This is a genomic window from Streptomonospora salina (genome assembly GCF_014204715.1).
GTDB lineage: Bacteria > Actinomycetota > Actinomycetes > Streptosporangiales > Streptosporangiaceae > Streptomonospora > Streptomonospora salina.
Genome location: NZ_JACHLY010000001.1, coordinates 700,404 through 721,405, shown reverse-complemented (window position 1 = coordinate 721,405; position 21,002 = coordinate 700,404). Strand labels below are relative to the sequence as shown.

Genomic DNA, 21,002 nt, shown 5'->3' with positions numbered 1-21,002 from the left:
GCGACCGCGCCGTGTGGCACCGCCCCGGGGCGGGCCCGGGGCGGTCAGGGGCGGTCAGGGGACGATGAGGGACAGGCCCTCGGCGGCGAGGGCGTCGCGCTCCTCGCCCTCGATCTCGACGGTGTGCTGGAAGGTCAGCAGCATCCCGTTCTTCACTTCGCGGGTGTCGGTGAGTTGGATGCCGTCGCGCACGCGGGCGCCCGAGCGCACCGGCTGCAGGAAGCGGACCCGGTTGAGGCCGTAGTTGATCGCCATGGAGGGCTGCTTCTCCAGCCGCCACACCATCGGGCTGAACGCCGACAGCAGCGACAGGGTGAGGAACCCGTGGGCGATGGTCCCGCCGAAGGGGCCCGCGGCGGCCTTCTCCCGGTCGACGTGGATCCACTGGTGGTCGCCGGTGGCGTCGGCGAAGGTGTCGATGGAGTCCTGGGTGACGGTCACCCAGTCGCTGTAGCCCAGGTGTTCGCCCTTGGCGGCGACGAGTTCGGCGAGGTCGGTGAAGGTCCGCATGTTCGTGTGCACTCCTTTGGCCCGGACTGACGATTCCCCCGACTCTAGCGAACCGACCGTTCGGTATGGGAGTGGGTGGGGCGTCTGGAATCGCGGAGCGGCCGCCGGAGGCGCCCCGACGCCGCCGGCGCGGTGCGCCCGGGGGGAGAACCGCGGGGTCAGGACCCCAGAGTCACCGAGTCGAGGGCCATGCCGGCCACCTGCCGGGTGTCGACCTCGTAGCCCAGGCCCGGCACCGTCAGCGGAATGGGCGTGATGCCGTCGTGCGCGCGCACCGGCGGGCGCACCGTCTCGCGCGTGACGTGGCCGCCCGCCGGCGGCATCTCGCTGGGCAGCGAAACCCCCGGCAGCGATGCCAGCGCGGCGATGGCCGCCCGGCCCACGCCCGACTCGGCATCCCAGCCGCACCACACGTCCCAACCGGCGTCGGCGGCGCGGTCGTGGGCGCGGCGCGCCGGAGTGATCCCGCCCAGCAGGCTCATGCGCAGGCTCAGCGCGCCGGCCGCCTCGGCGGCGACGGCGCGGTCCAGGGTCTCCAGCGAGTCGATCGAGGTGCTCAGCGCCACGGACGTACGCAGTTCGCGCTGCAGCCGCGCATGGGCGTCGAGGTCGCCGCGGGCGAACGGTTCCTCGATGGCGACCAGACCGTAGGAATCCAGCGCGTGCAGCGCCCGCACGTCGGCGGGGTCCTCGGTGTAGCGGCCGCCGCAGTCGACCTGCAGCACCAGATGCGGGAAGGTCTCCTGGACGGTGTGCACCACGTCGGTGTCCCATCCGGGCCCCACCTCCAGCCGCACCCGGCGGAAGCCGCTGCCCACCTGCCGGTTGACCTCGTGCACCAGCGACTCCGCGGAGGGCTGGCGGGCCACCGTGGCGCCGGCGGTGAAGGCGGTGCGGTGGCCGCCCAGAGCGTGGGAGAGCGGTGTCCCGCGCTGGCGGCTCCACAGGTCCCAGCACGCCGCGTCCAGCCCGGCCGCCACAGAGGGTGCCGGGGGCAGGTCGGCCCAGGCGCCGGCGGCCTCGGTGGGGCGGTGCCAGCTGTGGCGCAGCAGGGCCGGCGCGTGGTCGTCGACGAGCATGCGCCAGCGCTCCTCGTCGATCACGGGAACCTCGCCCCACCCGGTGTTCCCGGACTCGTCGCGGACCCGGACCAGGGCGTGGCGGGCGAACTGCGGCCGGGCCTCGGCCGCGCCGCGGGAGCGGGGATGGACCAGCGGCAACCGGACCAGGGTGGCGTCGATGCCCGTGACACGGGCAAGGGTGGCCGGTTCGGTGGGTGACACGCGGGCTCCGTCTCGATGCGGCCGGGGTAGGTGCGGGGCGGCGGCTTTCCTGCCTCGGCAGGCCGCCTCCATTCGAACGTATCCGCTCACCGCCGAGGCTGCCAGCGGGGCGGGGCGGCGCACCGCCCGTTCACGTGACTTCCGGGAGGATGCCCCGGCCTTGTGGCCGGAGAGGAAATGCGGGCAGGCGACCGGCGCTTCCCCCGGTTCAGGGCACCGTCGAGTCGCCGGGCAGGCGGGTGCGTCAGAAGGCCGGGCTCAACCGGTCGGTACTGGACGCCGGGTTGGGCGAGTTCCGCCGCCAGCTGGAGTGCAAAGCCCGCCACTACGGGCGCACCCTGATCGTGGTCGACCGGTGGTATCCCGGCAGCAAGACGTGCTCGCACTGCGGGCACGTGCTGGACACGCTGTCCTTGGGCACGCGCCGGTGGACGTGCCCGTCCTGCCGCGCCCGACACGATCGGGACCTCAATGCGGCGAAGAACATCGGTGCGGCTGGTCGAGTCGCAGCCCGGGAGAGACTCCCGGGCGGGGCCTGGGCCCCGCTGGGCCCCGCTGGGCCCCCGCTGTGCGAATATGCGGGGCTTGCGGAGCTCGCACAGTAGGGGAGGGAGCCGATGTGAGACGGCACGGGTCCGCCCGTCCGCGGTCGGCGACGAAGCAGGAAACCGCTGCCGTGAGGCAGTCCGCCTGAGCGGGACCGTCCCCCGTCGGGGACGGTCGGGCTCTCCCTCCTTCAGGAAGGAGAGGAAGTCAAGTGGCCGCCTCGAACAGCACCGCGGTCTCCGTCTCCCGGCGCCGGACCGTGCCGAAGCGCCGCCGCAGGGCCGCGGCGACGGCGGCGTCCTCGTCGGCCCTCAGCGCGAACCGCGAACGGGCGCCGTGCCAGGAGACGACGGCGCGCCCGCCGGGCCGCAGGACGCGGTGCAATTCGGCGGCGCCGTCGTCCAGGAACGGCCACATCGCGACCGTGTTGACCGTGACCACCAGGTCGAACTCCGCGTCGGCCGCACCGGTCGCCGCGGCCGAGCCCCGGTGCAGCCGCACGCGGCCGGAGCGCACCGCGGCGGCGTTGCGGCGCCGGGCCATGGCCACCATCTCCCGCGAAGGGTCGACGCCGGCGACCGCCTCCGCCCCGGCGTCGGCGGCAAGCCCGATCAGCACACCGGGGCCGCACCCGACCTCCAGCACGCGCCGGCCGGCGACCGGTGCCAGTGCCCGGATCACCTCGTGCTGCTGCCGCCGGTTGGTGCGCGCCAGGATCCAGCCCGCGGCCAGGCCCGCGGGCCCGCGCGGCAGTGCGAACGGGTTGGCGCCGACCGGTTCGCCGGTCCACAGCCGCCGCGCCATCGCCGCCCTCCCTCCCGCGTGCCTCCCGCGTCCGCGCCCGGCCGCCGCGGTGCCGCGCACCGCCGGAACGCGGCACCGGGCTATCGGGGATGGTGCCCGCTGGACGGTGCGGGCAACACCGTCGGACCTGCCCGGGTGCGGCGGGCAGGGGAGCGCGCGCCGCGGGCTCAGCCTTCGAGCGCCTCGGCGACGGTGCGCGACTTCAAGCCGTGCGCCTCGGCGACCCCCTCGTTGGTGATCACGCCGTCATGGGTGTTCAGCCCGTGGGCCAGGGCCGGGTCCTCGGCCAGCGCGCGCCGCCACCCTTTGCCGGCCAGCTCCGCCGCATAGCGCAGCGTCTCCTTGGTGAGCGCGTGCGTGGAGGTGTTGGGCACCGCGCCGGGCATGTTGGCGACGCAGTAGAAGACGCTGTCGTGCACGGCGAAGCTGGGGTCGTCGTGGGTGGTGGGACGGGAGTCGGCGAAGCAGCCGCCCTGGTCGATGGCGATGTCCACCAGCACCGACCCCGCTCGCATCCGGGAGACCAGTTCGTTGGACACCAGCTTGGGGGCCTTGGCGCCGGGGATCAGCACCGCGCCGATCACCAGGTCCGACTCCAGTACGGCGCTCTCCAGCTCGAAAGCGTTGGAGACCACGGTGCGCACCCGCCCCTGGTAGAGGTCGTCGGCGTGGCGCAGCTTGGCCACGTTGAGGTCGAGCAGTGTGACCTCGGCGCCCATGCCCGCGGCGATGCGGGTGGCGTTGAGGCCGGCGACCCCGGCGCCGACGACGGTCACCCGCGCCGGGCTCACTCCCGGCACGCCGCCCATCAGCCGGCCGCGGCCGCCGCTGGGACGCTGCAGGGTGTAGGCGCCCGCCTGCGGGGCGAGCCGGCCCGCGACCTCCGACATCGGCGCCAGTAGCGGCAGCGAGCCGTCGATCAGCTGGACCGTCTCGTAGGCGATACCGGTGACACCGCGCTCCAGCAGGGCCTCGGTGCACTCGCGCGAGGCCGCCAAGTGCAGGTAGGTGAACAGCGTCTGGCCGGGGCGCATGCGGTGGTACTCCTCGGCCACCGGCTCCTTGACCTTCAGGACGAGATCGCCCTCGGCCCACACGTCGTCGGCCGAGTCCAGGATGCGGGCACCGGCCGCCGCGAACTCCTCGTCGGAGATGGACGACCCGTCGCCCGCTCCGCGCTCGACGGCGACGGAATGGCCGCGGGCGACCAGTTCGTGGACGCCTGCGGGGGTAATGGCCACCCGGTATTCGTGGTTCTTCACTTCACTGGGTACGCCGACGCGCACAGGGCTCCTCCTCGCATCGTCATTGACACACGTCTTCACTCTCGCGTTCCCGGTGCCGCAACCGCCATTTCCAGCATGGCTTTCGTTGTCGCGGCATCTTTACACGATGTAACCCGGGCGGCCGGTCAGCGCGGCGGGACCGCCGTGGGGTCCGGTGCCGTGTGCAGCGGGTCGCCGCCGTCGACCGCGGACCGGTTTCGCGGGGCGGCCGGCAGTGCGCACCCGGACGCACCGCGGCCCCCGACCCAGGTTCCCGTCACGCGGCCCGCCAGCGTGCGTCCGGCGTAGGGGCCGGAGTCGGCCGCCGGGACCGCCTGCTCGGCCGCGGGGTCGAAGGCCACCAGGTCGGCGTCGCAGCCGGGCGCGATGCGGCCCCTGCGGTCCAGGCCCAGGAATCGCGACGGCGCCTCGGAGGTCCAGCGCGCCAGGTCGGCCAGGTCGCAGCCGCGCCGCCGGGCGGCGGTCCACAGCGCCGGCAGCGTCCACGACACCGTCCTGGCGCCGGTACCCGGCCGGTGCCCCGACCCGACCTGTGTGACCACGGGGTCGTGGGGATCCAGCAGCGCGCTCCACAGCGCACTGCGGTTGTGGCCGTTGCGCAGCGGCGGCCGGCACGTGTGCGCGGGGGAATCGTCGGGCACTTGTTCGGCGGGCAGGCACAGGTAGTGCGGGCAGGTCTGGGCGCTGACGGGCGCGCCCATGGCGCGGGCCGCGGCCAGCACGGCCGCGCACTCGGCGGCGCTGAACGGAGACACGAGCACGCGGGTGCCGGCCATGCGGGCCGCGGCGACCAGCCGCTCCACCCCGCGCCGCTCCGCTCGCGCCGGGCGGGCCTCCAGCATCGCCGAAAGGCCCGGCCGCTGCGGCTCGGACAGCTCGGCGGCGTCCTCCGAATGGGCCACCAGCGGGGCGTCCAGGGCGGTCAGCTCCAGCATCGCCTTGCGCAGCCGCGCATCGTCGACGGGGCGGGAGGCCGGGCCGGCGCCGTCGGACAGGGAGCAGTGGAAGCCCACCGCCCCCGCCGCGCGCAGCTCGGCCAGATCGGCGCACGTGGTGGTGCCGGTGACCGCACCGAGGAACGCGACGCGTACGCGGGTGTCCGCGGCCGCGGTCGCGTGGGTGTGCAGCCCCGCCTCGTCGGTCAGGGGCGGGACGGAGGGCCCCGATACCACCAGGGTGGTGACGCCGGCGCGTGCGGCGGCGGCCGCGGTCGCCGCATAGCCCTCGGAGAGGTCCTGCGCGGGTTCCTGGACGGCCGCGTCGATGTCGACTCCGCCGGGCAGCAGGGCCGTATCGCCCAGATCGACGTCCTGCTGGGCGGTGACGCAGGCCCGGTAGTCGCCGACGGAGACGACGCTTCCCGCGCTGATGCAGACCGATGCCGGTGCGACGCCGGCCGGTGCGGCCACCTGCCGCGAGCGGACGACGGTGTCGAACTGGGGCATTCGCGATCCCCTCCGTGGCTGATGGCGGTATTCGCACGCAGCGCGGGAATCGCCCGCACCCGCGATCGGAGTTCCGTCCCCGGCGCGGCCCCGGCCGCCGCCGGACCGGCGGATTCGGCCCCGGTGCGGAACGATTTCCCGACCGTACCGCGAACACCGCCCTACCGGGGGCCGACTGCGTGAACGCGCCGCGAAAGAATGCGGGCGCCCCGCCTCCGGACGCGGAAAGGCGGGGCGGATCGTGCGCAGTGCAGCGGTGCCGCGTGGAATGGGACGGGTTTTCGATCTTCTGTTCGGGGATGCGCGTCCGTGCTCGGGGAATGGGCGTTCCCTCCGGAAATTCCGTTTCGCGTGCTTGGCTCGGGGATCGGGAACGGCGCGCCCGCGCCTACGCTCCCCGAGCGGTCCCGTAGCCGCAGCCCGTGCGGTGGCCCGCCGCACGGGCACCCCGGGGCGCCTCATGCTGCGCGCGGGGGGCTGGTGCGCGACGGCTTCCGGGGCGACACTGGGCGCCGGAGGTTGGGGCGCCCCCGTCCGTCCGGCGTCGCCGTACGGCGCCGGTTCTCCGGTCGCCGGTCCGGGGTCCGGAAGTGTCTCCGACAGGTTGTAGTAGATTTATCGTGGTTCGTGGTGGTGTTCGCGTGGACGTCGGTGTTGTGCTCATCGCCGAGATGACCGGCTGGTTCGCCCCCTGGATGCAGGGCGCGGCCGGACTCCTGGTCGGCGCGGCCGCCGCCGCTGCGGTGGTGCGCCATCGCAACCGCCAGTGACCGTCCACCCCTGCCCCACGGAGCGGCCCCCGTGAATTCCCCCGGAGTCCGCGGCAGCGGCGGCGCCGCCCAAGGCGCGTCCGCGCGCGCCCCCGGCGGCGACACCGCCGCCACCATCGCCGTCGCCGCCGTCGCCACGTGCCTGATCGCCCTCGTCGTGACGCTCGTGGCCGGGGGATCGGTCACCGCCCGGGTGGTTCCCGGACTGCCCGACGCCGGCCCCCTCACACGCTGGGGCCTGCCGGCGGCCACGACCGTGCGCGACGTCGCAGCCGCCCTCACCGCAGGACCGATCGTGCTCGCCCTGTTCCTGCTGCCGCTGCGCAGCGGTGCTCTGGGACCGCAGGCGCTGGGGTACCTGCGCGCCGCCGCCTGGCCGGCGCTGGTGTGGGCCGCGGCCGCGGGTGCCACCCTCGTGTTCCAACTCTCCGACGTATCCGGGCTGCCGCCCGGCGACGTCATCGGCGACCAGCTCACCAGCTACGCCGTCTCGGTGGCCCAGGGCATCGGGCTGCTCGCGACGATCCTGCTGGCCTGCGCGGTCGCGCTGCTGTGCCGCACCGCCGAAAGCGCCGCCGGCGCCTTCGCCCCGCTCGTGCTGACCGGCGCCGGCCTGCTGCCGCCGGCACTGACCGGCCACGCCGCTTCGGCCGGCAGCCACGAACTGGCCGTCACGGGCCTGGCGCTGCACGTCGTGGCGGTGTCGCTGTGGGTGGGCGGCCTGGCCGCGGTGACCTTCCACGGCCTGCGCGCCGCACCCGAGGACGCCCCCGTCGCCGCCGAGCGGTTCAGCCGGGCCGCCCTGTGGGCCTACATCGGCGTGGGCGCGGGCGGAGTCGCCAGCGCCGCCAGCCGCATGTACACGGTGGCCGACGTGTTCACCACCGCGTACGGCTGGATCGTCGTCGCCAAGACGGCCCTGTTCCTCGTGCTGGGCCTGATCGGCTGGATGCACCGCCGCAGGACGGTCCCCCGCATCGCCGAGACCGGCGGGCGGCGGCTGTTCGTGCGGTTGGCGGGGGTGGAGATCGCCGTCATGGCGGCCACCATGGGTATCGCCGCCGCGCTGAGCCGCACGGCGCCTCCGCCCCAGGAGGGCGGGACGACGCCCGCCGAGGCGGTCCTCGGCTTCGCCGTGCCCCCTCCGGTGAGCGTGCAGACCCTGCTCACCCTGTGGCGGCCCGACCTGTTCTTCGCCCTGGTGATCGCGGTGCTGGGCGGGTGCTACGCCGCAGGGGTCGTGCGCCTGCGGCGCCGCGGCGACCGGTGGCCCTGGGGCCGCACGGTCGCGTGGGCGGCGGGCCTGGCGGTTCTGGCGGCCATGCTGCTCAGCGGCGTCGCCACCTATTCCATGGTGGTGTTCAGCATGCACATGGTGCAGCACATGGTGCTGTCCATGCTCGTGCCGATCCTGCTGGTGCTGGGGGCCCCGGTCACCCTGGCGCTGCGCGCGCTGCACCCGGCGCACCGCCGCGGCGACCGCGGCCCGCGCGAATGGCTCACCGCTTTCGTCAACAGCGGGTTCTCCCGGGCGGCCACCCACCCGGCGGTGGCGGCCCCGCTGTTCGTCCTCAGCCCCTACGCGCTGTACTTCACTCCGCTGTTCCCGGCACTGATGAACGACCACACCGGGCACCTGCTGATGAACGTGCACTTCCTGGTCACGGGGTTCCTCTACTACTGGATCATCGTGGGCGTGGACCCGGGGCCGCGCAAACTGCCCTACCTGATGCGCCTGGTGCTGCTGCTGGTGGCGATGGGCGTGCACGCGTTCTTCGGTATCGCGATCATGATGCAGACGGACCCGCTGGCGATGGGCTACTACGGCCAGTTCGAGGTGCCCTGGTTGGACGGCCAGAGCGCCGACCAGTACACCGGCGGCGGCATCGCCTGGGCGGTGGGCGAGATCCCCACGGCCCTGGTGACGCTGGCCATGGTCCGGCAATGGCGGGTCGACGACGAGCGCACCGAGCGCCGCCGGGAGCGCCACAGCCGCCGCGACGGCTCCGACGACGCCGACATGGACGCCTACAACGCCTACCTGGCCGAGCTGGACCGGCGCTCCCAAGGAGGGCGCTGACACGCCACCGCATCCGCCCTGAGCGGAAAACGCGGCCGCGGCTAAGGAACGGGGTGGCGCCGCGTGCGGGATTCCGGTTGGCTCGGGCCATGAGGAGATTCCGGTTCGGCTTTTCCGGACGCCAAGACGAGATCGACCGCTGGATGCAGGTGTGCCGGTCCGCTGAACAGGCGGGCTACGACTCCGTCCAGGTGCCCGACCACCTGGGGGCGGCCTCGCCGTTCGCGCTGCTGGCCGCGGCCGCCGCCGCCACATCGCGGATTCGGTTGGGGACCCTGGTGCTCAACAACGAGTTCTGGAATCCGGCCCTGCTGGCGCGCGAGGCCGCCACGGTGGACCGGGTCTCCGGCGGCCGGCTGGAGCTGGGGCTGGGAGCCGGGCACATGAAGTCGGAGTTCGAAGCGGCGGGCATCCCCTGGCGGTCCCACGCCGAGCGGACGCGGCGACTGGAGCGCAGCATCGGCGAGTTGGACCGGCTGTTCGCCGAGGACGGGCAGGAGCCGCTGCCGCACCAGGTTCCGCGCCCTCCGCTGCTGATCGGTGCGCACGGCGACCGCGGCCTCGAACTGGCGGCCCGCCACGCCGACATCGTCGGATTCTCCGGCCTCAGCCAGATCGAGGGAGCCCGTATGGGCACCTTCCGCGTCGCCGACCGCGCGGAGACGCGGCGGCGGGTGGACTTCGTCCGGGCGCAGGCGGGCCAGCGGGCCGACGCCCTGGAGTTCAACCTGCTGGTGCAGGCGGTGGTCGTCACCGACGACGCCGAGAAGAGCGCGGCCGAACTGGCTCGGGACCACTCCGGAAACGGCCTGGACACCGCGCGCAAGGTGCTGGACGCCCCGTATGTGCTCATCGGCACGCCGGCGGAGATCGCCGCGCAGCTGATCGCCGACCGCGCGGAGTTCGGGTTCTCCTACATCACCACGCACGGACCCTACCGCGGGGCGCTGGGCGAGGTGATCCCCGTGGTGCGCGACCGGGCCGCAGAGTCCGGTGCGCGCGACGGCGCGCCGGCAGCGGCGACGTAGGCCGGGCGCCGGGCGGCGCGCGTGGACGCCGGTCAGCCGGTCAGCCGACGAGCAGGGCGATTCCGGTGCCGGCGGCGCCCAGAGCGGCGCACACCAGCAGGCCGCCGCCCGCGGTGGCGGGCGTGAACCGCAGTCCGCTCGGAACGGCGGTTCCGCGCCCGGCCGCGGCCTGGCGCGCCACGATCGGCAGCAGCGCCACACCGGCGGCGTAGACCACCACCACCGACGCCGAGGCGACGAGGAACGCCTGGCCCGCGCCGACGCCTGCGCTCAGGGTCCGGCCGGCGGCCATCGCCGGGACCGCCAAGAGCAGCGCGGCGCATACGGCGCCGAGCGCGCCCGTGGGCAGCGAACGCCCGGCGACCAGCAGCAACCCGACCAGGGCCGCCAGCACGACGGCGCCGGCGAACCCGAAAACGACGATGTCGACCAGCGAATCCACCCGATCATTATGGCATCGCCCCGGGAACGTCCCCGCCGCCCTCCGGCGTGCGCGGGGCCGGTGTGAACCGGATCTCGGCCAGAGCCGCGGCGGCCGTGCGGTCCAGCAGAACCGCCGAACGCGCCCCCGGCACGACCGCGTGCGCGCCCGATGCGCAGTCGGCCAGCACCCGCAGCCACCGGCGCGCGTGCCGCCGGTGGCTGCGCGGGCTCAGCGCCCGCCCCCGCGCGATCTGGCCGTGCAGGGCGGCCTGCGGGTCGGCGTCGATCAGCAGCAGGTGGACCCCGAAGCCGCGGCGCCGGCAGTACCGCCCCAGCAGTGTCAGCGCCGTGCGCCGGGTGGCCGTCACGTGTGCCACCACCGGGCCGTCCCCGGTACGCAGGGCGCGCAGCACCGCCAGATAGTGCACCAGGTGCGTCACGCGTCGCCGGAAGGGGGAGGGGAGTGCGCGCAGTCGTCGGGCGAGCCGGTTGCGCACCTGCTGGGAATCGACGACCCGCGCACCGTCGGGTGTGGCGACCGGACCGGTCTCGGTGCCCTGGAGTGCGAACAGCCGGTTGAGCAGGGTGCTTTTGCCCGCGCCCGGGATGCCTCCCACGAGCAGCAGCGAGTCGGGCGGATACGGCAGGACCCGCGTTGCGGAGGTCCCGCGCAGGTCGTGTACGGGGCTCGAAGGTGCGGCCGGAGCCGTCGAGGGGGCCATGGGGGGTTTATGCGCCTCTCGGATAAGCGACGGTTAAGGGGCGGGCGGTCGCCCGCGGGACGCCGGCCCCGCACCGGAGGCCGGTGGAATCGAGCGCAGGGAGCGGCGAATGGGACACGGCGACAGGACGGTTCCGCTGGGACCGGCGATCCGGGTGCCGGCGATCGGCCAGGGCACGTGGCGTATGGGCGAGCGCGCCGACCGGTCGGCCGCGGAGGTGCGGGCGCTGCGGGCGGGGATCGACGCGGGGGCCGCCCTCATCGACACCGCGGAGATGTACGGCGAGGGCGGCGCCGAACGCGTGGTCGGCGAGGCGATCGCCGGCCGCCGCGACGAGGTCGTCATCGTCACCAAGGTATACCCCCGCAATGCGGGGCGGCGCGGGGCCAAAGACGCGTGTGAGCGGAGCCTGTCCCGGTTGGGCACCGACACCGTGGACCTCTACCTGCTGCACTGGCAAGGGACGGTTCCGCTGTCGGAGACCGCGGCGGTGATGGGGGAGCTGCGCGACGAGGGCAAGATCCGCTTCTGGGGCGTGTCCAACCTCGACACCGCGGCCATGCGGAAGCTGTGGCGCGTACCCTCCGGCCAGGCCTGCGTCACCGACCAGGTCCTGTACCACCTGGCCTCGCGCGGCATCGAGTACGACCTGCTCCCGTGGTGCCGCGACACCGCGCCCGGGCTTCCGGTGATGGCCTACTCCCCGCTGGGCCAGGGCGGCCGGGCCCGCCGCCGGATCCTGGAGGATCCGACCGTGGGCGCCATCGCCCGAAACCGCGGTGTCCGGCCCGGCCAGGTGGCCCTGGCCTGGGTGATCCGGGACGGCGACGTCGTCGCCGTCCCCAAGGCCGCCGACCCCGACCACGCCCGCCGGAACGCCGAGGCGGCCGGCATCCGGCTCACCGAGGAGGAGCTGACCGCCCTGGACCGCGCGTTCCCGCCCCCGACCGGCCCCGTCCCGCTGGAGATCCTGTGATGCGCGGACCGCTCGTCGGCGGCTTCGCGGCGCTGCCGGTCGTCTCTGCGCATGTGTCCCGGCGCGGAGCGAGGAGTCGGCGCGCACTCGGCGATGTGCGCCCACGGTGCGGTAGGCGGTCGCCGAAGGGGGCTCCCGCCGATCCGCGGGACCGCACGGCCTCTCGGCGAGATCCGGGTCACCCCGTCTGCTCCAGGCGGGACCCCGTCGGGGTCTTGACGACCCGCAGGCGGGTGGTGACACGGGTGCGCAGGTCGGACACGTGGCTGACCACGCCGACGGCCCGCCCGCCGTCGCGCAGGGAGTCCAGGACCTCCAGGACCTCCTCCAACGTGTCCTCGTCCAGAGTGCCGAACCCCTCGTCGATGAAGAGGGTGCCGATGTCGCCGCCGCCCGCCTCCTGGGCCGCGACGTCGCCCAGCCCCAGAGCCAGCGCGAGCGAGGCGACGAAGGTCTCGCCGCCCGACAGGGTGGCGGGGTCGCGCTCCTGGCCGGTCCAGACGTCCAGGACCCGCAGGCCCAGGCCCCCGCCCGAGCGGGAGCGGTCGCCGGCGGCCTTGTCGACGGTGTGGCGCAGCTCGTAGCGTCCGCCCGCCATGGTCGCGAGCCGGTCGTTGGCGGCGGCCACCACCTGCTCCAGGCGGGCCGCCAGCACATAGGCCGACAACCGCACGTTCTCGCGGTTGTCGCCCGACGTCCCGGCGGCGAGGCGGGCCAGGCCGTCGGCGACGCTGTGCTCGCGGCGGGCGGGGCGGGACCGGGCCAAGGCCCGATCCAACCGGGTGCGCAGCTCGGCGAGCCGTTCGGCGCGGTCGGCGAAGTGGTCGCGCCAGCGCACCGCGTGCTCGGCCGCCCCCTCGGCGGTCCCGGCCGATGCGGCCAGCCCTGCCACGTCCGGTTGCGGGCGCTCGCCGGCCGCGGCGAGATCGGGATCCTCCAGCAGCGCCCGCACCGCGGCCGCCTCGTCGTCGTGCTCGCGGATCCTCGCGCCCAGCCTGCGGCGCTCGTCCTCGCTCCGCTCGGCCGCGCGTACCTGGTGGGCGCCGGCGAATCCGGATTCGGCGCAGGCGGTACGCGCATCGCTCTCGGCGGCGCGCAGTTCCTCGGCGGCGGCCGAGCGGTCGTCGAGCGCGTGCAGCGCCGCCGAGAGCAGGTCGGCTTCCTCGCCGAGCCGGCCGATCCGCGCGGCCAGGTCGGGGTCCTGGCCGCGTGCCGTGTCGAGCGTGCCGGTGAGCCGTTCGGCCTCGTCGCGGTGCGTCCGGCTGGCCTGGTCCAGCTCGGCGATCGTGCGCGACAGCTCCGCCTCCTCGGCGCGCGCCTTCTCGACCTGTGCGTCGACCCGCTGCAGTTCGGCGGCGAGGCGATCGGCCTCGGCCGCTGCCGCGTCGAGGCGCTCCAGCTCCGCGCGCCGCTGTTCGACCCGCTCGGCGGCCGCGGCCTCGCCGAGCCCTCCGGCTGCGTCCTGGGCGGCGGCCAGCTGCTCCTGGACCGCGGCGACCGCGTTCTCGGCGGCGCTGCGCTCCTCGGCGGCGGTTTCGGCGGCCGCGACGGCCGCCTCCTCGTCCCGGGGGGCAGGGCGGCCGGCCGCCCCCGCCGCCGGGGCCGGATGCTCGGCCGATCCGCACACCGGGCACGCCCGGCCCGTCTCCAGCCCTTCGGCCAGTTCGGCGGCCATGCCTTCGATGCGCGCCCGGCGGATCTCCTGCAGCCGGTCGCGGGCCTCCTGCGCGGCGTCGACCCGGGCGCGCCGCCGCTCCTGTGCTCGGGTCAGCTCGTCTGCGAGCCGCTGCCGCGCCTGCGCCGACCCGTGCCGGGCGCGGGCGAGTTCGAGCGCCTCCTCGGCGCTGTCACGCGCGCCGGTACCGGCGCGCGCCTCCTCCAGCTCGGCGGCCACCCGGTCACGCTGATCGGGAAGGCCGGCGGCCTCACGGCGGCACGCCTCAAGGCGGCTCCGGGCGTCGTCGGCCGCGGCCGCGGAGGCAGCCGTCTCAGCGTGCACCGCGCGCAGGCGCTCGGCGTCGCCGCGCAGATGCTCCAGCCGGGCGACCTCGTCGCGGCGTTCGCGCTCGGCCGCGGCCACCGTCTCGCGCTGCCCGGCGGTGTCGGCGGAGGTACTCCCGCCGTTCCCGCCCCCGGCGTCGCCGGGGACGAGTTCGCGTACGAGCCCCAGCCGCTCGGCCGCCGCCAGCTCGGCCTTCTCCAGCTGGGTGCGCCGGTAGGCCTCGGTGCGCAGCTGCGGTACGACCCCGGCCGCGCGCTCGGCGGCCGCCAGCTCGGCGTGCAGCTTCGCGCGCTCGGGTGCCTGCTCGGCCAGCTCGCCCTCGCGGCGCAGTGCGTCGGCGCGGCGCCGGCGGAGCCGCTCCAGCTCGCGGGCGTCCTCCGCCGCGCTGCGGGCGCGGTCGCGTTCGTGCAGCGCAGTGTCGGCCACCTGCGCGGTGTCGCGCGCGGTGCCCGCGGCCACCGACGCGAGCTCGGCCGCCCACGGCGCCAGCTCCTCGACATCGCCGTCGGGACGGGCGCAGCGGCCCACCTCGGCGACCAGGTCGGCCGCCTGAGTGACGTCGGATTCGGCCCGCCCGGCCGCCTGCCCCAGCGTCCGCGCGCGCTCGGCGAGCCACTCCTCGACCTTCGAGAACACCCCGGCGGCGAAGATGCGCTCCAGATCGCTGCGCCGCTGTTTGGCGTCGGCGCGGAGGAAGCGCGCGAAGTCGCCTTGGGGCAGCAGCACGATCTGGCAGAACTGCGCCAGCGACAGCCCCAGCAGGTCGTCGACGATCTGGCCGGCTTCGTCGGGCCGGTTGGTGAGACCGCGCCAGGTTCCCTCGACCCGTTCCCGGATGAGGACCGAGGCCTTCTGCTCGGTGGTGCCGGTGCCGCGCTTCTTGGGCCGCTGCCACGCGGGGCTGCGCTCGAAGTGCAGTCTGCGCCCGCGTACGGTCAGGTCCAGGGTGACCTTCGGATCGACGGTGGGCGCCGCGTGGTTGCTGCGGGGTGAGCGGGCCGCTTCGCGCACGCCCGGGACCCGGCCGTAAAGCGCGAAGCACACCGCGTCCAGCACCGAGGTCTTGCCGGCGCCGGTGGGCCCGTGCACGAGGAAGAGGCCGCCGTCGCCGAGGCGGTCGAAGTCGACGGTCTCGGTGCCGGCGAAGGGGCCGAAGGCGCGGACGGTGAGCGTGTGCAGGCGCATCAGTTCTCGGCCTCCCCGATGCGGATGTCCTCGAACGCGGCGGCGACCAGGTCGCGCTCGCCGCCGGTGGGCGGTGCGCCCCGGGCCCAGTCGACGAAGTCCAGCACCAGCTCCGACGCCGACCGGTCGGCGGTGCGCCGGCGCCAGGTGGCGCTGTCGGTGTCCGACCGGTCGTCGGGGGCGAAGTCCAGGGCCAGGGTGTGCGGGAACCGCTCGCGCAGGCGGTCCATGGGAAAGGCCGGGCGCAGCGGATCGGTGAGGGTGACCTGGAGCCAGTGGCCGGTGTAGGCCTCCCACCGCTCGCCGGTGAGCAGGTCGTCGATGCGGCCGCGGATGCGGGCCACCGGCCGCGGGACCGGAGCCGGCACGAACTCGGCGGCGGCCACCCCCGAGGCGTCGATGTCCAGGATCCAGCACCCCTTGACCTGGTGCTCCTCGGAGAAGGAGTAGGCCAGGGGGGAGCCGGAGTAGCGCACGGTCGCGGTCATGGTCTGGCGGCCGTGCAGGTGGCCCAGCGCCGCGTAGTCGACGCCGTCGAACACCGACGCCGGCACGTGGGAGGCGCCGCCCACGGAGATGTCGCGTTCGCTGTCGGAGCCTTCGCCGCCGGTGACGAAGGCGTGGGAGAGCACCGCCGAGCGGGTGCCGGCGGGGCGCGCGGCGAGGTCGGCGCGCACCAGGTCCATCGCGTGGCCGAGTACGGCCGCGTGGCCGCGCGGCTCCAGCCCCCAGTGCTGCCGGGCGATCTCGGGCTCCAGGTAGGGGATGCCGTAGAAGGCGACCGGGCCGTGCTCGTCGCCGATGAGCACCGGCGCGCCCACGGCGTCCAGCGACGAGCGCAGGTGGATGCCCGCGGCGTCGATGAGGTCGGTGGCGTAGCTCATCCGCACCATGGAGTCGTGGTTGCCGCTGATCAGCACGGCCCGCGCGCCGGTGTCGCGGATGCGGCGCAGCGCCTCGTCGAACAGCCGCACGGCTTCGACCGGGGGCAGGGCGCGGTCGTACAGGTCGCCGGAGACCGCGACGACGTCGACGCGCTCGGCGCGGACGGTGTCGACCAGGTGGTCGACGAACGCCGCCTGGGCGTCGATGAGGTTCTCGCGGTGGAAGGAGCGTCCCAGATGCCAGTCGGAGGTGTGCAAGAGGCGCATGTTCCGGCACGGTACTGCAGTCGCGGTGGGCGGCGCAGCGGCTCGTGCGAACCTGTGGACCGGTCCGGCGGCGCGCCGCCGGACCGGTCCCGAACCGCAGCGGTCCCGGGCGGTGCGGCTCAGCCCCGTACGCGCGCCATGGTGAGCCCGTCGCCCACGGGCAGCAGCACCGGTTCGACGCGTTCGTCGGCCAGGGCGTGGTCGTTGAAATCACGGATTCCCTGCACCGGCGCCGACGTCTCGGCCGGGTCGATCACACGCCCGTGGGAGAGGGTGTTGTCCACCAGCAGCACCCCGCCGGGGCGCATCCGCGGCACCAGCTCCTCCCAGTAGCCGATGTACCCCTCCTTGTCGGCGTCGATGAAGGCGAGGTCGAAGCGGCGGTCGCCGGGCAGGGCGCGCAGCGTCTCCAGCGCCGGAGCCAGGCGCAGCTCGATCTTGTCCGCGACGCCGGCGCGCTGCCAGTAGCGCCGGGCGAGGGCGGTCCACTCCTCGCTGACGTCCAGGGCCAGCAGGCTGCCGTCGGCGGGGATGCCGCGCGCCATGCAGATGGCGGAGTACCCGGTGAACGTGCCGACCTCGACGACGTCGCGGGCGCCGCCGATGCGGGCGAGCAGCGTCATGAACGTGCCCTGTTCCGCCCCGATCTGCATGGTCGTCTGGTCGGGGTAGCGCCGGGCGGTCTCCTCGGCGAGGTCGGCCAGCACCGGATCGACCGGGGCGCTGTGGGCGACGAGGTAGTCGTGCAGTTGCGGGGTCACAGATTCCGAAGTGCGTGTCACACGCGCCACTCTAGCCGCGGCTCCTGCGGCGGTCCGGGCGGCGCGGCCGCGCCCGCCCCGCTCAAACCTCGGGCAGCAGTTCCGGCCACGGGAACAGGTACAGCGACAGCAGCACGACGGAGATCGCCATGGCCGGGGTCACGAGATTGCGCTCGACCTTGCCGTCGGTGGTGAAACCGATGTTCTGGCCGACGCGGTACTTGGAGATCGGCCACATCAGCGGCACGCCCAGCTCGGTGGCCATGTCGCCGCCGAAGTGCAGCAGGCACCCGAACGCCACCGCCAGACCGATCCAGCTGTAGTCGACGCCCGCGGTGAACAGCGCGAGGGTCACGGCGCCGGTGGCCATCGCGTTGATGACCGAGGCGGCGACGCTGTTCTTGTCGCTGCCCAGACCCAGGCCGTTGAAGCCGATGCCCAGCAGCAGGAACACGAAGATCTGCACCGCCATCGGCGACCACATCGCCAGCGCCTGGGTCAGGCCGCCGATCAGAGCGGCGAACAGCAGCGAGTGGGTGCCGTTGCGGTGACCGTCGAACATCCAGTTGAACAGGGCGCTCAGCCAGCGGGTGACGAACCCGTAGGTGTTGGTGATGGTGGAGCTCTTGGCGTCGAGATCGGGGATCAGTGCCGCTCCCGCGCAGACCAGCGAGCCGGCGACGATCTCGCCGGGCCCCAGGTCGAACCGGACCCCGAGGAACTCCTGGCCGTCCAGGAAAGGAACGACGGCCATCCATCCGACTATGCCGCTGAGTGCGTGCGCGTGCCCCATCATGAGCGAAAACAGTAACGGTCGGCGGTTTTCCAGGCGAATCCGCGGGGGGTTTCGGAGCGACGGGAACCGGACCCGCGCCGGTCCGGCACCCGCGATCGGGGCCGGCTGCGCACCGGGTGCGGCGGCGGTCGGCAAGGACGCCTCGGTGCGCGGGGAGATCCTGCAGCCGCTTCTGCGGCTGCGCGACGACTGCGGTCTGGCGGCGCTGGTGGTGACCCACGACCTCGGGCCGGCGTGGAACATCGCCGACCGCGCCGCCGTGATGTATCTGGGGCGCGTGGTGGAGACCGGCACCGTCGAGGAGGTGCTCGCCGCGCCCCGCCACCCCTACCCCCGCGCGCTGCTGTCGGTGCTGCCCGAGTCGGCCGCCGGCGAGGAGCAGGTCCTGGCGGGCGAGCCGCCCGACCCCGCGCACATTCCCGCCGGGTGCCGCTTCCACCTCCGGCGCCGCGCATGCGGCGGGGGTCGCCGAGCGCTGCCGGACCGAGGACCCGGGCATGCTCGGCGGATCCGCCTCCTCCGCCGGGGTCGCCTGCCACTGGGCGCACGCCGCAGCCCCGAACCGGCGGAGTGATCCGCGCCGGTCCTCCGGCGGCCCGCGGCCGAGGCCGGGGAACGTCCGGCGTCTGCGGGGAATCCCCGCGTGCCGCCCCGCGATGAGGCACCATGGGAGCGTGGACGCCCAACACGTAGCGCTCCTGCGCGAGCTGCTGGCCACGACTCCGTGGCTGGACCGCACCGAGGACTTCGCCAAAGCGCTCCGCCGCACCCGCGACCCCGGCGGCCTCATGCTCATCGGCGCTCCGGACGACGAGCCCTGGCACCTGGCCGCCCACCTCGACGACGAAGCCCGCTACAGCGGCCTGCCGCAGCTGTCGCCCAGCCTGGTGCGCTGGCAGCCGCCGCCGGACGCCCCGGACCACCTGCGCATCGGTCTGGACCGGTTGGCGGAGGCGCGGCGCGGGCAGACGCTGTTCGTGGTGAACTCCGAGGAGGAGGCGCCGGTGCCGCTGCTGGAGCGCATCGACGACGCCCGCCGCACCGGCGCGACGATCCTCTCGCTGGACCAGGGCGACCGCGAGCTTTCATCACTGGCCCACGAAGCGATCAGCCTGCGCCCCGAACGCGAGCCGCTGACGTTCGAAGGGCTGCAGCATCTGGTCAGCACCGCCGCCGGGCAGCCGGGTGCGGGCGCCGATCGCAAGCCGGGGCTGCGCGAGCGGCTCTCGCGGTTCCTCGACGTGGTCAGCGGCCCCCGGATCGTCGACTGAGGGCCGGCCGCCGGCTACGGCGGAGCGAAGCGGCCGCGGCGCCCGGTCTCTGCGGCACAGCGGAGACCGCTCGCACGCGGCCGCCCGGAACTCGGGGATTCACTCGCCTTCGCGGTCGTCCCACGCCTCGTTGCGCTCGGCGACGATGTTCAGCGCGGCGGCGGCCGTGGCCTCGTCGGGGTAGGGGCCGAGCCGGTACTTGCCCGGGCACCCGGGGCCCTGCTCAGGCCTGCTGTGTCGGAGGCAATACCACCACTGGTGGTCCTCGTCCGGGGTGGCCTGGTCCCGGTCGCTCATGGTCGGCTCCTGCTGATTCGTCCGGCTTTCGGTTGCCTGCTCCCCGCCTCTTACCCGCGTGCCGCCGTCCCGACGCGGATCGGCGCGAGTCCCCGTGTTCCGTTGCCGAAACGTCGCGGGGCGCGGCGCCGCCGCCGCCGGCGGCGCCGCGCCCCGCGCGGCACTAGAATCGGAAGACATGACTACTCCGCTGGTTCCCGGGCGCATCTCGCCGCCCCGTTCGGTCCCCTCCGCCATCGTGCGTCCGGAGTACGTCGGTAAGAAGCGCCCCGCCGAGGGCGTGCTCGGCGACGTGCAGACGCCGGAGACCGTCGAGGCCATGCGCGAAGCCGGGCGCATCGCGGCCCAGGCGCTGCGCGAAGTGGGCGAGCACGTGGTTCCGGGCGTGACTACCGACGAACTCGACCGCGTCGGCCACGAATTCCTCTGCGACCACGGCGCCTACCCCAGCACGCTGGGCTACAAGGGCTACCCCAAGTCGCTGTGCTCCTCGCTCAACGAAGTCATCTGCCACGGGATCCCCGACGACACCGTCGTCGCCGACGGCGACATCGTCAACATCGACATCACCGCCTACATCCACGGCGTGCACGGCGACACCAACGCCACCTTCGCGGCCGGCGACGTCGACGAGGAGTCCCGCCTGCTCGTCGAGCGCACCCACGAGGCCACCATGCGCGCCATCAAGGCCTGCCGCCCCGGCCGCCAGCTCAGCGCCGTCGGCCGGGTCATCGAGTCCTACGCCAAGCGCTTCGGTTACGGCGTGGTCCGCGACTTCACCGGCCACGGCGTCGGCCCCGAGTTCCACTCCGGCCTGGTGGTGCCGCACTACGACGACCCGCGCGCCACCACGGTCATGCAGCCCGGCATGACGTTCACCATCGAGCCGATGATCACGCTGGGCACCGTCGACTACGACGTCTGGGACGACGGCTGGACGGCCGTGACCGCCGACCGCAAGCGCACCGCCCAGTTCGAGCACTCCCTGGTCATCACCGACGACGGCGTCGAGATCCTCACCCGGCCCTAAGTGCACGGCCCCGGGCCCGGGGCGGGGGCGCCGCGGGCGACCGCGGAAGCGACGGCACGGCAGGCGGCGACAGGCGAGGGGCGGACGCCGGTGCGGATCCTGGTATCGGCAGACATGGAGGGCGCCACCGGGGCCACCGGGCCCGCAGACGTCACACCGGGCACCGAGCAGTGGCAGCGCTGCCGGGCCATGTTCACCTCCGACGTCAACGCCGCCGAGTACGGGGTGCCCGTGCTGCTGGTCACCGGCGACGACCGGGCCTGCGCCGACGCCGCCGCCTACGCTCCCGACGCCCGCACCGTCGCGGTCAAGCGCCACGTCTCGCGCTATGCCGCCGAGCGCCGTCCGCCGGGAGCCGCCACCTACGGCGACATCGCCGAGGCCGCCCGGGCCGCCGCGGCCGAGGCCGGGGCCACCGAGCCCGAGCGCACCGGCCCGTTCACGGCGGAGGTCGACGTCGACGCCGCCCACTTGGCCGGCGCCGCCGCGCTGGTACCCGGCGTCGAGCTCGTCGCGCCCCGGCGTGTCCGCTACACCGCTACGATCGCATTCGGCATGATCCGCTGCTTCAAGGCCGTGACCACGCTCGTCTCCGACGCGGTCGAATCCGATTACGGCTGAGCGGGCGGGACCGAC

At 74.5% G+C, this 21,002-nt stretch carries 20 protein-coding genes and 1 pseudogene; 9 read left to right on the top strand and 12 right to left on the bottom strand.

What is annotated here, in order from left to right; translation table 11 throughout:
• Positions 1-54: 54 nt before the first annotated feature.
• Positions 55-510 carry a MaoC family dehydratase gene (locus tag HNR25_RS03270; protein ID WP_184633262.1) on the bottom strand — a complete coding sequence of 152 codons (456 nt, stop codon included), beginning with the start codon at positions 508-510 and terminating at the stop codon, positions 55-57.
• Positions 511-668: 158 nt separating this feature from the next.
• Positions 669-1,793, bottom strand: a complete 1,125-nt coding sequence (locus tag HNR25_RS03265; RefSeq protein ID WP_312862328.1) for an enolase C-terminal domain-like protein — start codon at positions 1,791-1,793, stop codon at positions 669-671.
• Positions 1,794-2,032: 239 nt separating this feature from the next.
• Between HNR25_RS03265 and HNR25_RS03260 the strand changes: the two genes are divergently transcribed.
• Positions 2,033-2,398, top strand: a complete 366-nt coding sequence (locus HNR25_RS03260; RefSeq protein WP_312862327.1) for an RNA-guided endonuclease InsQ/TnpB family protein — start codon at positions 2,033-2,035, stop codon at positions 2,396-2,398.
• A gap of 148 nt (positions 2,399-2,546) precedes the next feature.
• Here the strand turns inward: HNR25_RS03260 and HNR25_RS03255 are convergent, their stop codons facing one another.
• The 3 genes from HNR25_RS03255 to HNR25_RS03245 form a co-directional block, all read right to left on the bottom strand.
• Positions 2,547-3,143 carry a class I SAM-dependent methyltransferase gene (locus tag HNR25_RS03255; protein WP_184633261.1) on the bottom strand — a complete coding sequence of 199 codons (597 nt, stop codon included), beginning with the start codon at positions 3,141-3,143 and terminating at the stop codon, positions 2,547-2,549.
• Positions 3,144-3,310: 167 nt separating this feature from the next.
• Positions 3,311-4,429, bottom strand: coding sequence for an alanine dehydrogenase (ald, locus tag HNR25_RS03250; protein ID WP_184633260.1), 1,119 nt, complete (start codon positions 4,427-4,429; stop codon positions 3,311-3,313).
• Positions 4,430-4,554: 125 nt separating this feature from the next.
• Positions 4,555-5,874, bottom strand: coding sequence for an amidohydrolase family protein (locus HNR25_RS03245; RefSeq protein WP_184633259.1), 1,320 nt, complete (start codon positions 5,872-5,874; stop codon positions 4,555-4,557).
• A gap of 641 nt (positions 5,875-6,515) precedes the next feature.
• Between HNR25_RS03245 and HNR25_RS26375 the strand changes: the two genes are divergently transcribed.
• The 3 genes from HNR25_RS26375 to HNR25_RS03235 all read left to right on the top strand — a co-directional run bounded on the left by HNR25_RS26375 (position 6,516) and on the right by HNR25_RS03235 (position 9,752).
• Positions 6,516-6,644 carry a hypothetical protein gene (locus HNR25_RS26375; RefSeq protein WP_281387426.1) on the top strand — a complete coding sequence of 43 codons (129 nt, stop codon included), beginning with the start codon at positions 6,516-6,518 and terminating at the stop codon, positions 6,642-6,644.
• Between the two features lie 31 nt (positions 6,645-6,675).
• Positions 6,676-8,724: a bifunctional copper resistance protein CopD/cytochrome c oxidase assembly protein gene (locus tag HNR25_RS03240; RefSeq protein WP_184633258.1), complete on the top strand. Its 2,049-nt coding sequence runs from the start codon at positions 6,676-6,678 to the stop codon at positions 8,722-8,724.
• Between the two features lie 89 nt (positions 8,725-8,813).
• Positions 8,814-9,752: a TIGR03621 family F420-dependent LLM class oxidoreductase gene (locus HNR25_RS03235; protein WP_184633257.1), complete on the top strand. Its 939-nt coding sequence runs from the start codon at positions 8,814-8,816 to the stop codon at positions 9,750-9,752.
• Positions 9,753-9,792: 40 nt separating this feature from the next.
• On the opposite strand, the gene HNR25_RS03230 is transcribed toward HNR25_RS03235, so the two are convergent.
• Both HNR25_RS03230 and HNR25_RS03225 read right to left on the bottom strand, forming a co-directional pair.
• Positions 9,793-10,194: a hypothetical protein gene (locus HNR25_RS03230; protein ID WP_184633256.1), complete on the bottom strand. Its 402-nt coding sequence runs from the start codon at positions 10,192-10,194 to the stop codon at positions 9,793-9,795.
• A 7-nt stretch (positions 10,195-10,201) separates the two neighbouring features.
• On the bottom strand, positions 10,202-10,897 hold the full coding sequence (locus HNR25_RS03225; protein ID WP_184633255.1) for an AAA family ATPase: 696 nt from the start codon (positions 10,895-10,897) through the stop codon (positions 10,202-10,204).
• A gap of 109 nt (positions 10,898-11,006) precedes the next feature.
• On the opposite strand from HNR25_RS03225, the gene HNR25_RS03220 reads away from it, so the two are divergent.
• Positions 11,007-11,873: an aldo/keto reductase gene (locus HNR25_RS03220; protein WP_184633254.1), complete on the top strand. Its 867-nt coding sequence runs from the start codon at positions 11,007-11,009 to the stop codon at positions 11,871-11,873.
• Between the two features lie 178 nt (positions 11,874-12,051).
• Here the strand turns inward: HNR25_RS03220 and HNR25_RS03215 are convergent, their stop codons facing one another.
• From HNR25_RS03215 to HNR25_RS03200, 4 genes are all read right to left on the bottom strand, one after another.
• Positions 12,052-15,060: an AAA family ATPase gene (locus HNR25_RS03215; protein WP_184633253.1), complete on the bottom strand. Its 3,009-nt coding sequence runs from the start codon at positions 15,058-15,060 to the stop codon at positions 12,052-12,054.
• The gene (locus tag HNR25_RS03210) at positions 15,060-16,211 is read right to left on the bottom strand and encodes an exonuclease SbcCD subunit D (protein ID WP_184633252.1); all 1,152 of its coding nucleotides are present in this window, start codon (positions 16,209-16,211) and stop codon (positions 15,060-15,062) included. Before HNR25_RS03210 ends, HNR25_RS03215 begins: the two co-directional genes overlap by 1 nt.
• A 119-nt stretch (positions 16,212-16,330) precedes the next feature.
• The gene (locus HNR25_RS03205; RefSeq protein ID WP_184633251.1) at positions 16,331-16,993 is read right to left on the bottom strand and encodes an O-methyltransferase; all 663 of its coding nucleotides are present in this window, start codon (positions 16,991-16,993) and stop codon (positions 16,331-16,333) included.
• A gap of 61 nt (positions 16,994-17,054) precedes the next feature.
• Entirely contained in the window at positions 17,055-17,768 is a 714-nt protein-coding gene (locus tag HNR25_RS03200) for a metal-dependent hydrolase (protein ID WP_184633250.1), read from the bottom strand.
• Positions 17,769-17,904: 136 nt separating this feature from the next.
• Here HNR25_RS03200 and HNR25_RS03195 point away from each other — a divergent pair.
• Together HNR25_RS03195 and HNR25_RS03190 are read left to right on the top strand one after the other, a co-directional pair.
• Positions 17,905-18,316 (top strand): annotated as a pseudogene (locus HNR25_RS03195) (oligopeptide/dipeptide ABC transporter ATP-binding protein); the annotation flags it as partial.
• 108 nt (positions 18,317-18,424) lie between these two features.
• Positions 18,425-19,039, top strand: a complete 615-nt coding sequence (locus HNR25_RS03190) for a hypothetical protein (protein ID WP_184638757.1) — start codon at positions 18,425-18,427, stop codon at positions 19,037-19,039.
• Between the two features lie 99 nt (positions 19,040-19,138).
• On the opposite strand, the gene HNR25_RS03185 is transcribed toward HNR25_RS03190, so the two are convergent.
• Positions 19,139-19,336 carry a hypothetical protein gene (locus tag HNR25_RS03185; RefSeq protein WP_184633249.1) on the bottom strand — a complete coding sequence of 66 codons (198 nt, stop codon included), beginning with the start codon at positions 19,334-19,336 and terminating at the stop codon, positions 19,139-19,141.
• Between the two features lie 178 nt (positions 19,337-19,514).
• Here HNR25_RS03185 and map point away from each other — a divergent pair, with 178 nt between their 5' ends.
• Both map and HNR25_RS03175 read left to right on the top strand, forming a co-directional pair.
• Complete coding sequence (map, locus tag HNR25_RS03180) at positions 19,515-20,366, top strand: type I methionyl aminopeptidase (protein ID WP_184633248.1); 852 nt, start codon at positions 19,515-19,517, stop codon at positions 20,364-20,366.
• Between the two features lie 90 nt (positions 20,367-20,456).
• Entirely contained in the window at positions 20,457-20,987 is a 531-nt protein-coding gene (locus tag HNR25_RS03175; protein WP_184633247.1) for a M55 family metallopeptidase, read from the top strand.
• Positions 20,988-21,002 lie beyond the last annotated feature (15 nt).

Coding starts and splice junctions, on each gene's coding strand:
- HNR25_RS03270 (WP_184633262.1), bottom strand. CDS start 510: ATGCGGACCTTCACCGACCTCGCCGAACTCGTCGCCGCCAAGGGCGAA.
- HNR25_RS03255 (WP_184633261.1), bottom strand. CDS start 3,143: ATGGCGCGGCGGCTGTGGACCGGCGAACCGGTCGGCGCCAACCCGTTC.
- HNR25_RS03245 (WP_184633259.1), bottom strand. CDS start 5,874: ATGCCCCAGTTCGACACCGTCGTCCGCTCGCGGCAGGTGGCCGCACCG.
- HNR25_RS03235 (WP_184633257.1), top strand. CDS start 8,814: ATGAGGAGATTCCGGTTCGGCTTTTCCGGACGCCAAGACGAGATCGAC.
- HNR25_RS03225 (WP_184633255.1), bottom strand. CDS start 10,897: ATGGCCCCCTCGACGGCTCCGGCCGCACCTTCGAGCCCCGTACACGAC.
- HNR25_RS03220 (WP_184633254.1), top strand. CDS start 11,007: ATGGGACACGGCGACAGGACGGTTCCGCTGGGACCGGCGATCCGGGTG.
- HNR25_RS03215 (WP_184633253.1), bottom strand. CDS start 15,060: ATGCGCCTGCACACGCTCACCGTCCGCGCCTTCGGCCCCTTCGCCGGC.
- HNR25_RS03210 (WP_184633252.1), bottom strand. CDS start 16,211: ATGCGCCTCTTGCACACCTCCGACTGGCATCTGGGACGCTCCTTCCAC.
- HNR25_RS03200 (WP_184633250.1), bottom strand. CDS start 17,768: ATGATGGGGCACGCGCACGCACTCAGCGGCATAGTCGGATGGATGGCC.
- HNR25_RS03190 (WP_184638757.1), top strand. CDS start 18,425: ATGAGGCACCATGGGAGCGTGGACGCCCAACACGTAGCGCTCCTGCGC.
- HNR25_RS03185 (WP_184633249.1), bottom strand. CDS start 19,336: ATGAGCGACCGGGACCAGGCCACCCCGGACGAGGACCACCAGTGGTGG.
- map (WP_184633248.1), top strand. CDS start 19,515: ATGACTACTCCGCTGGTTCCCGGGCGCATCTCGCCGCCCCGTTCGGTC.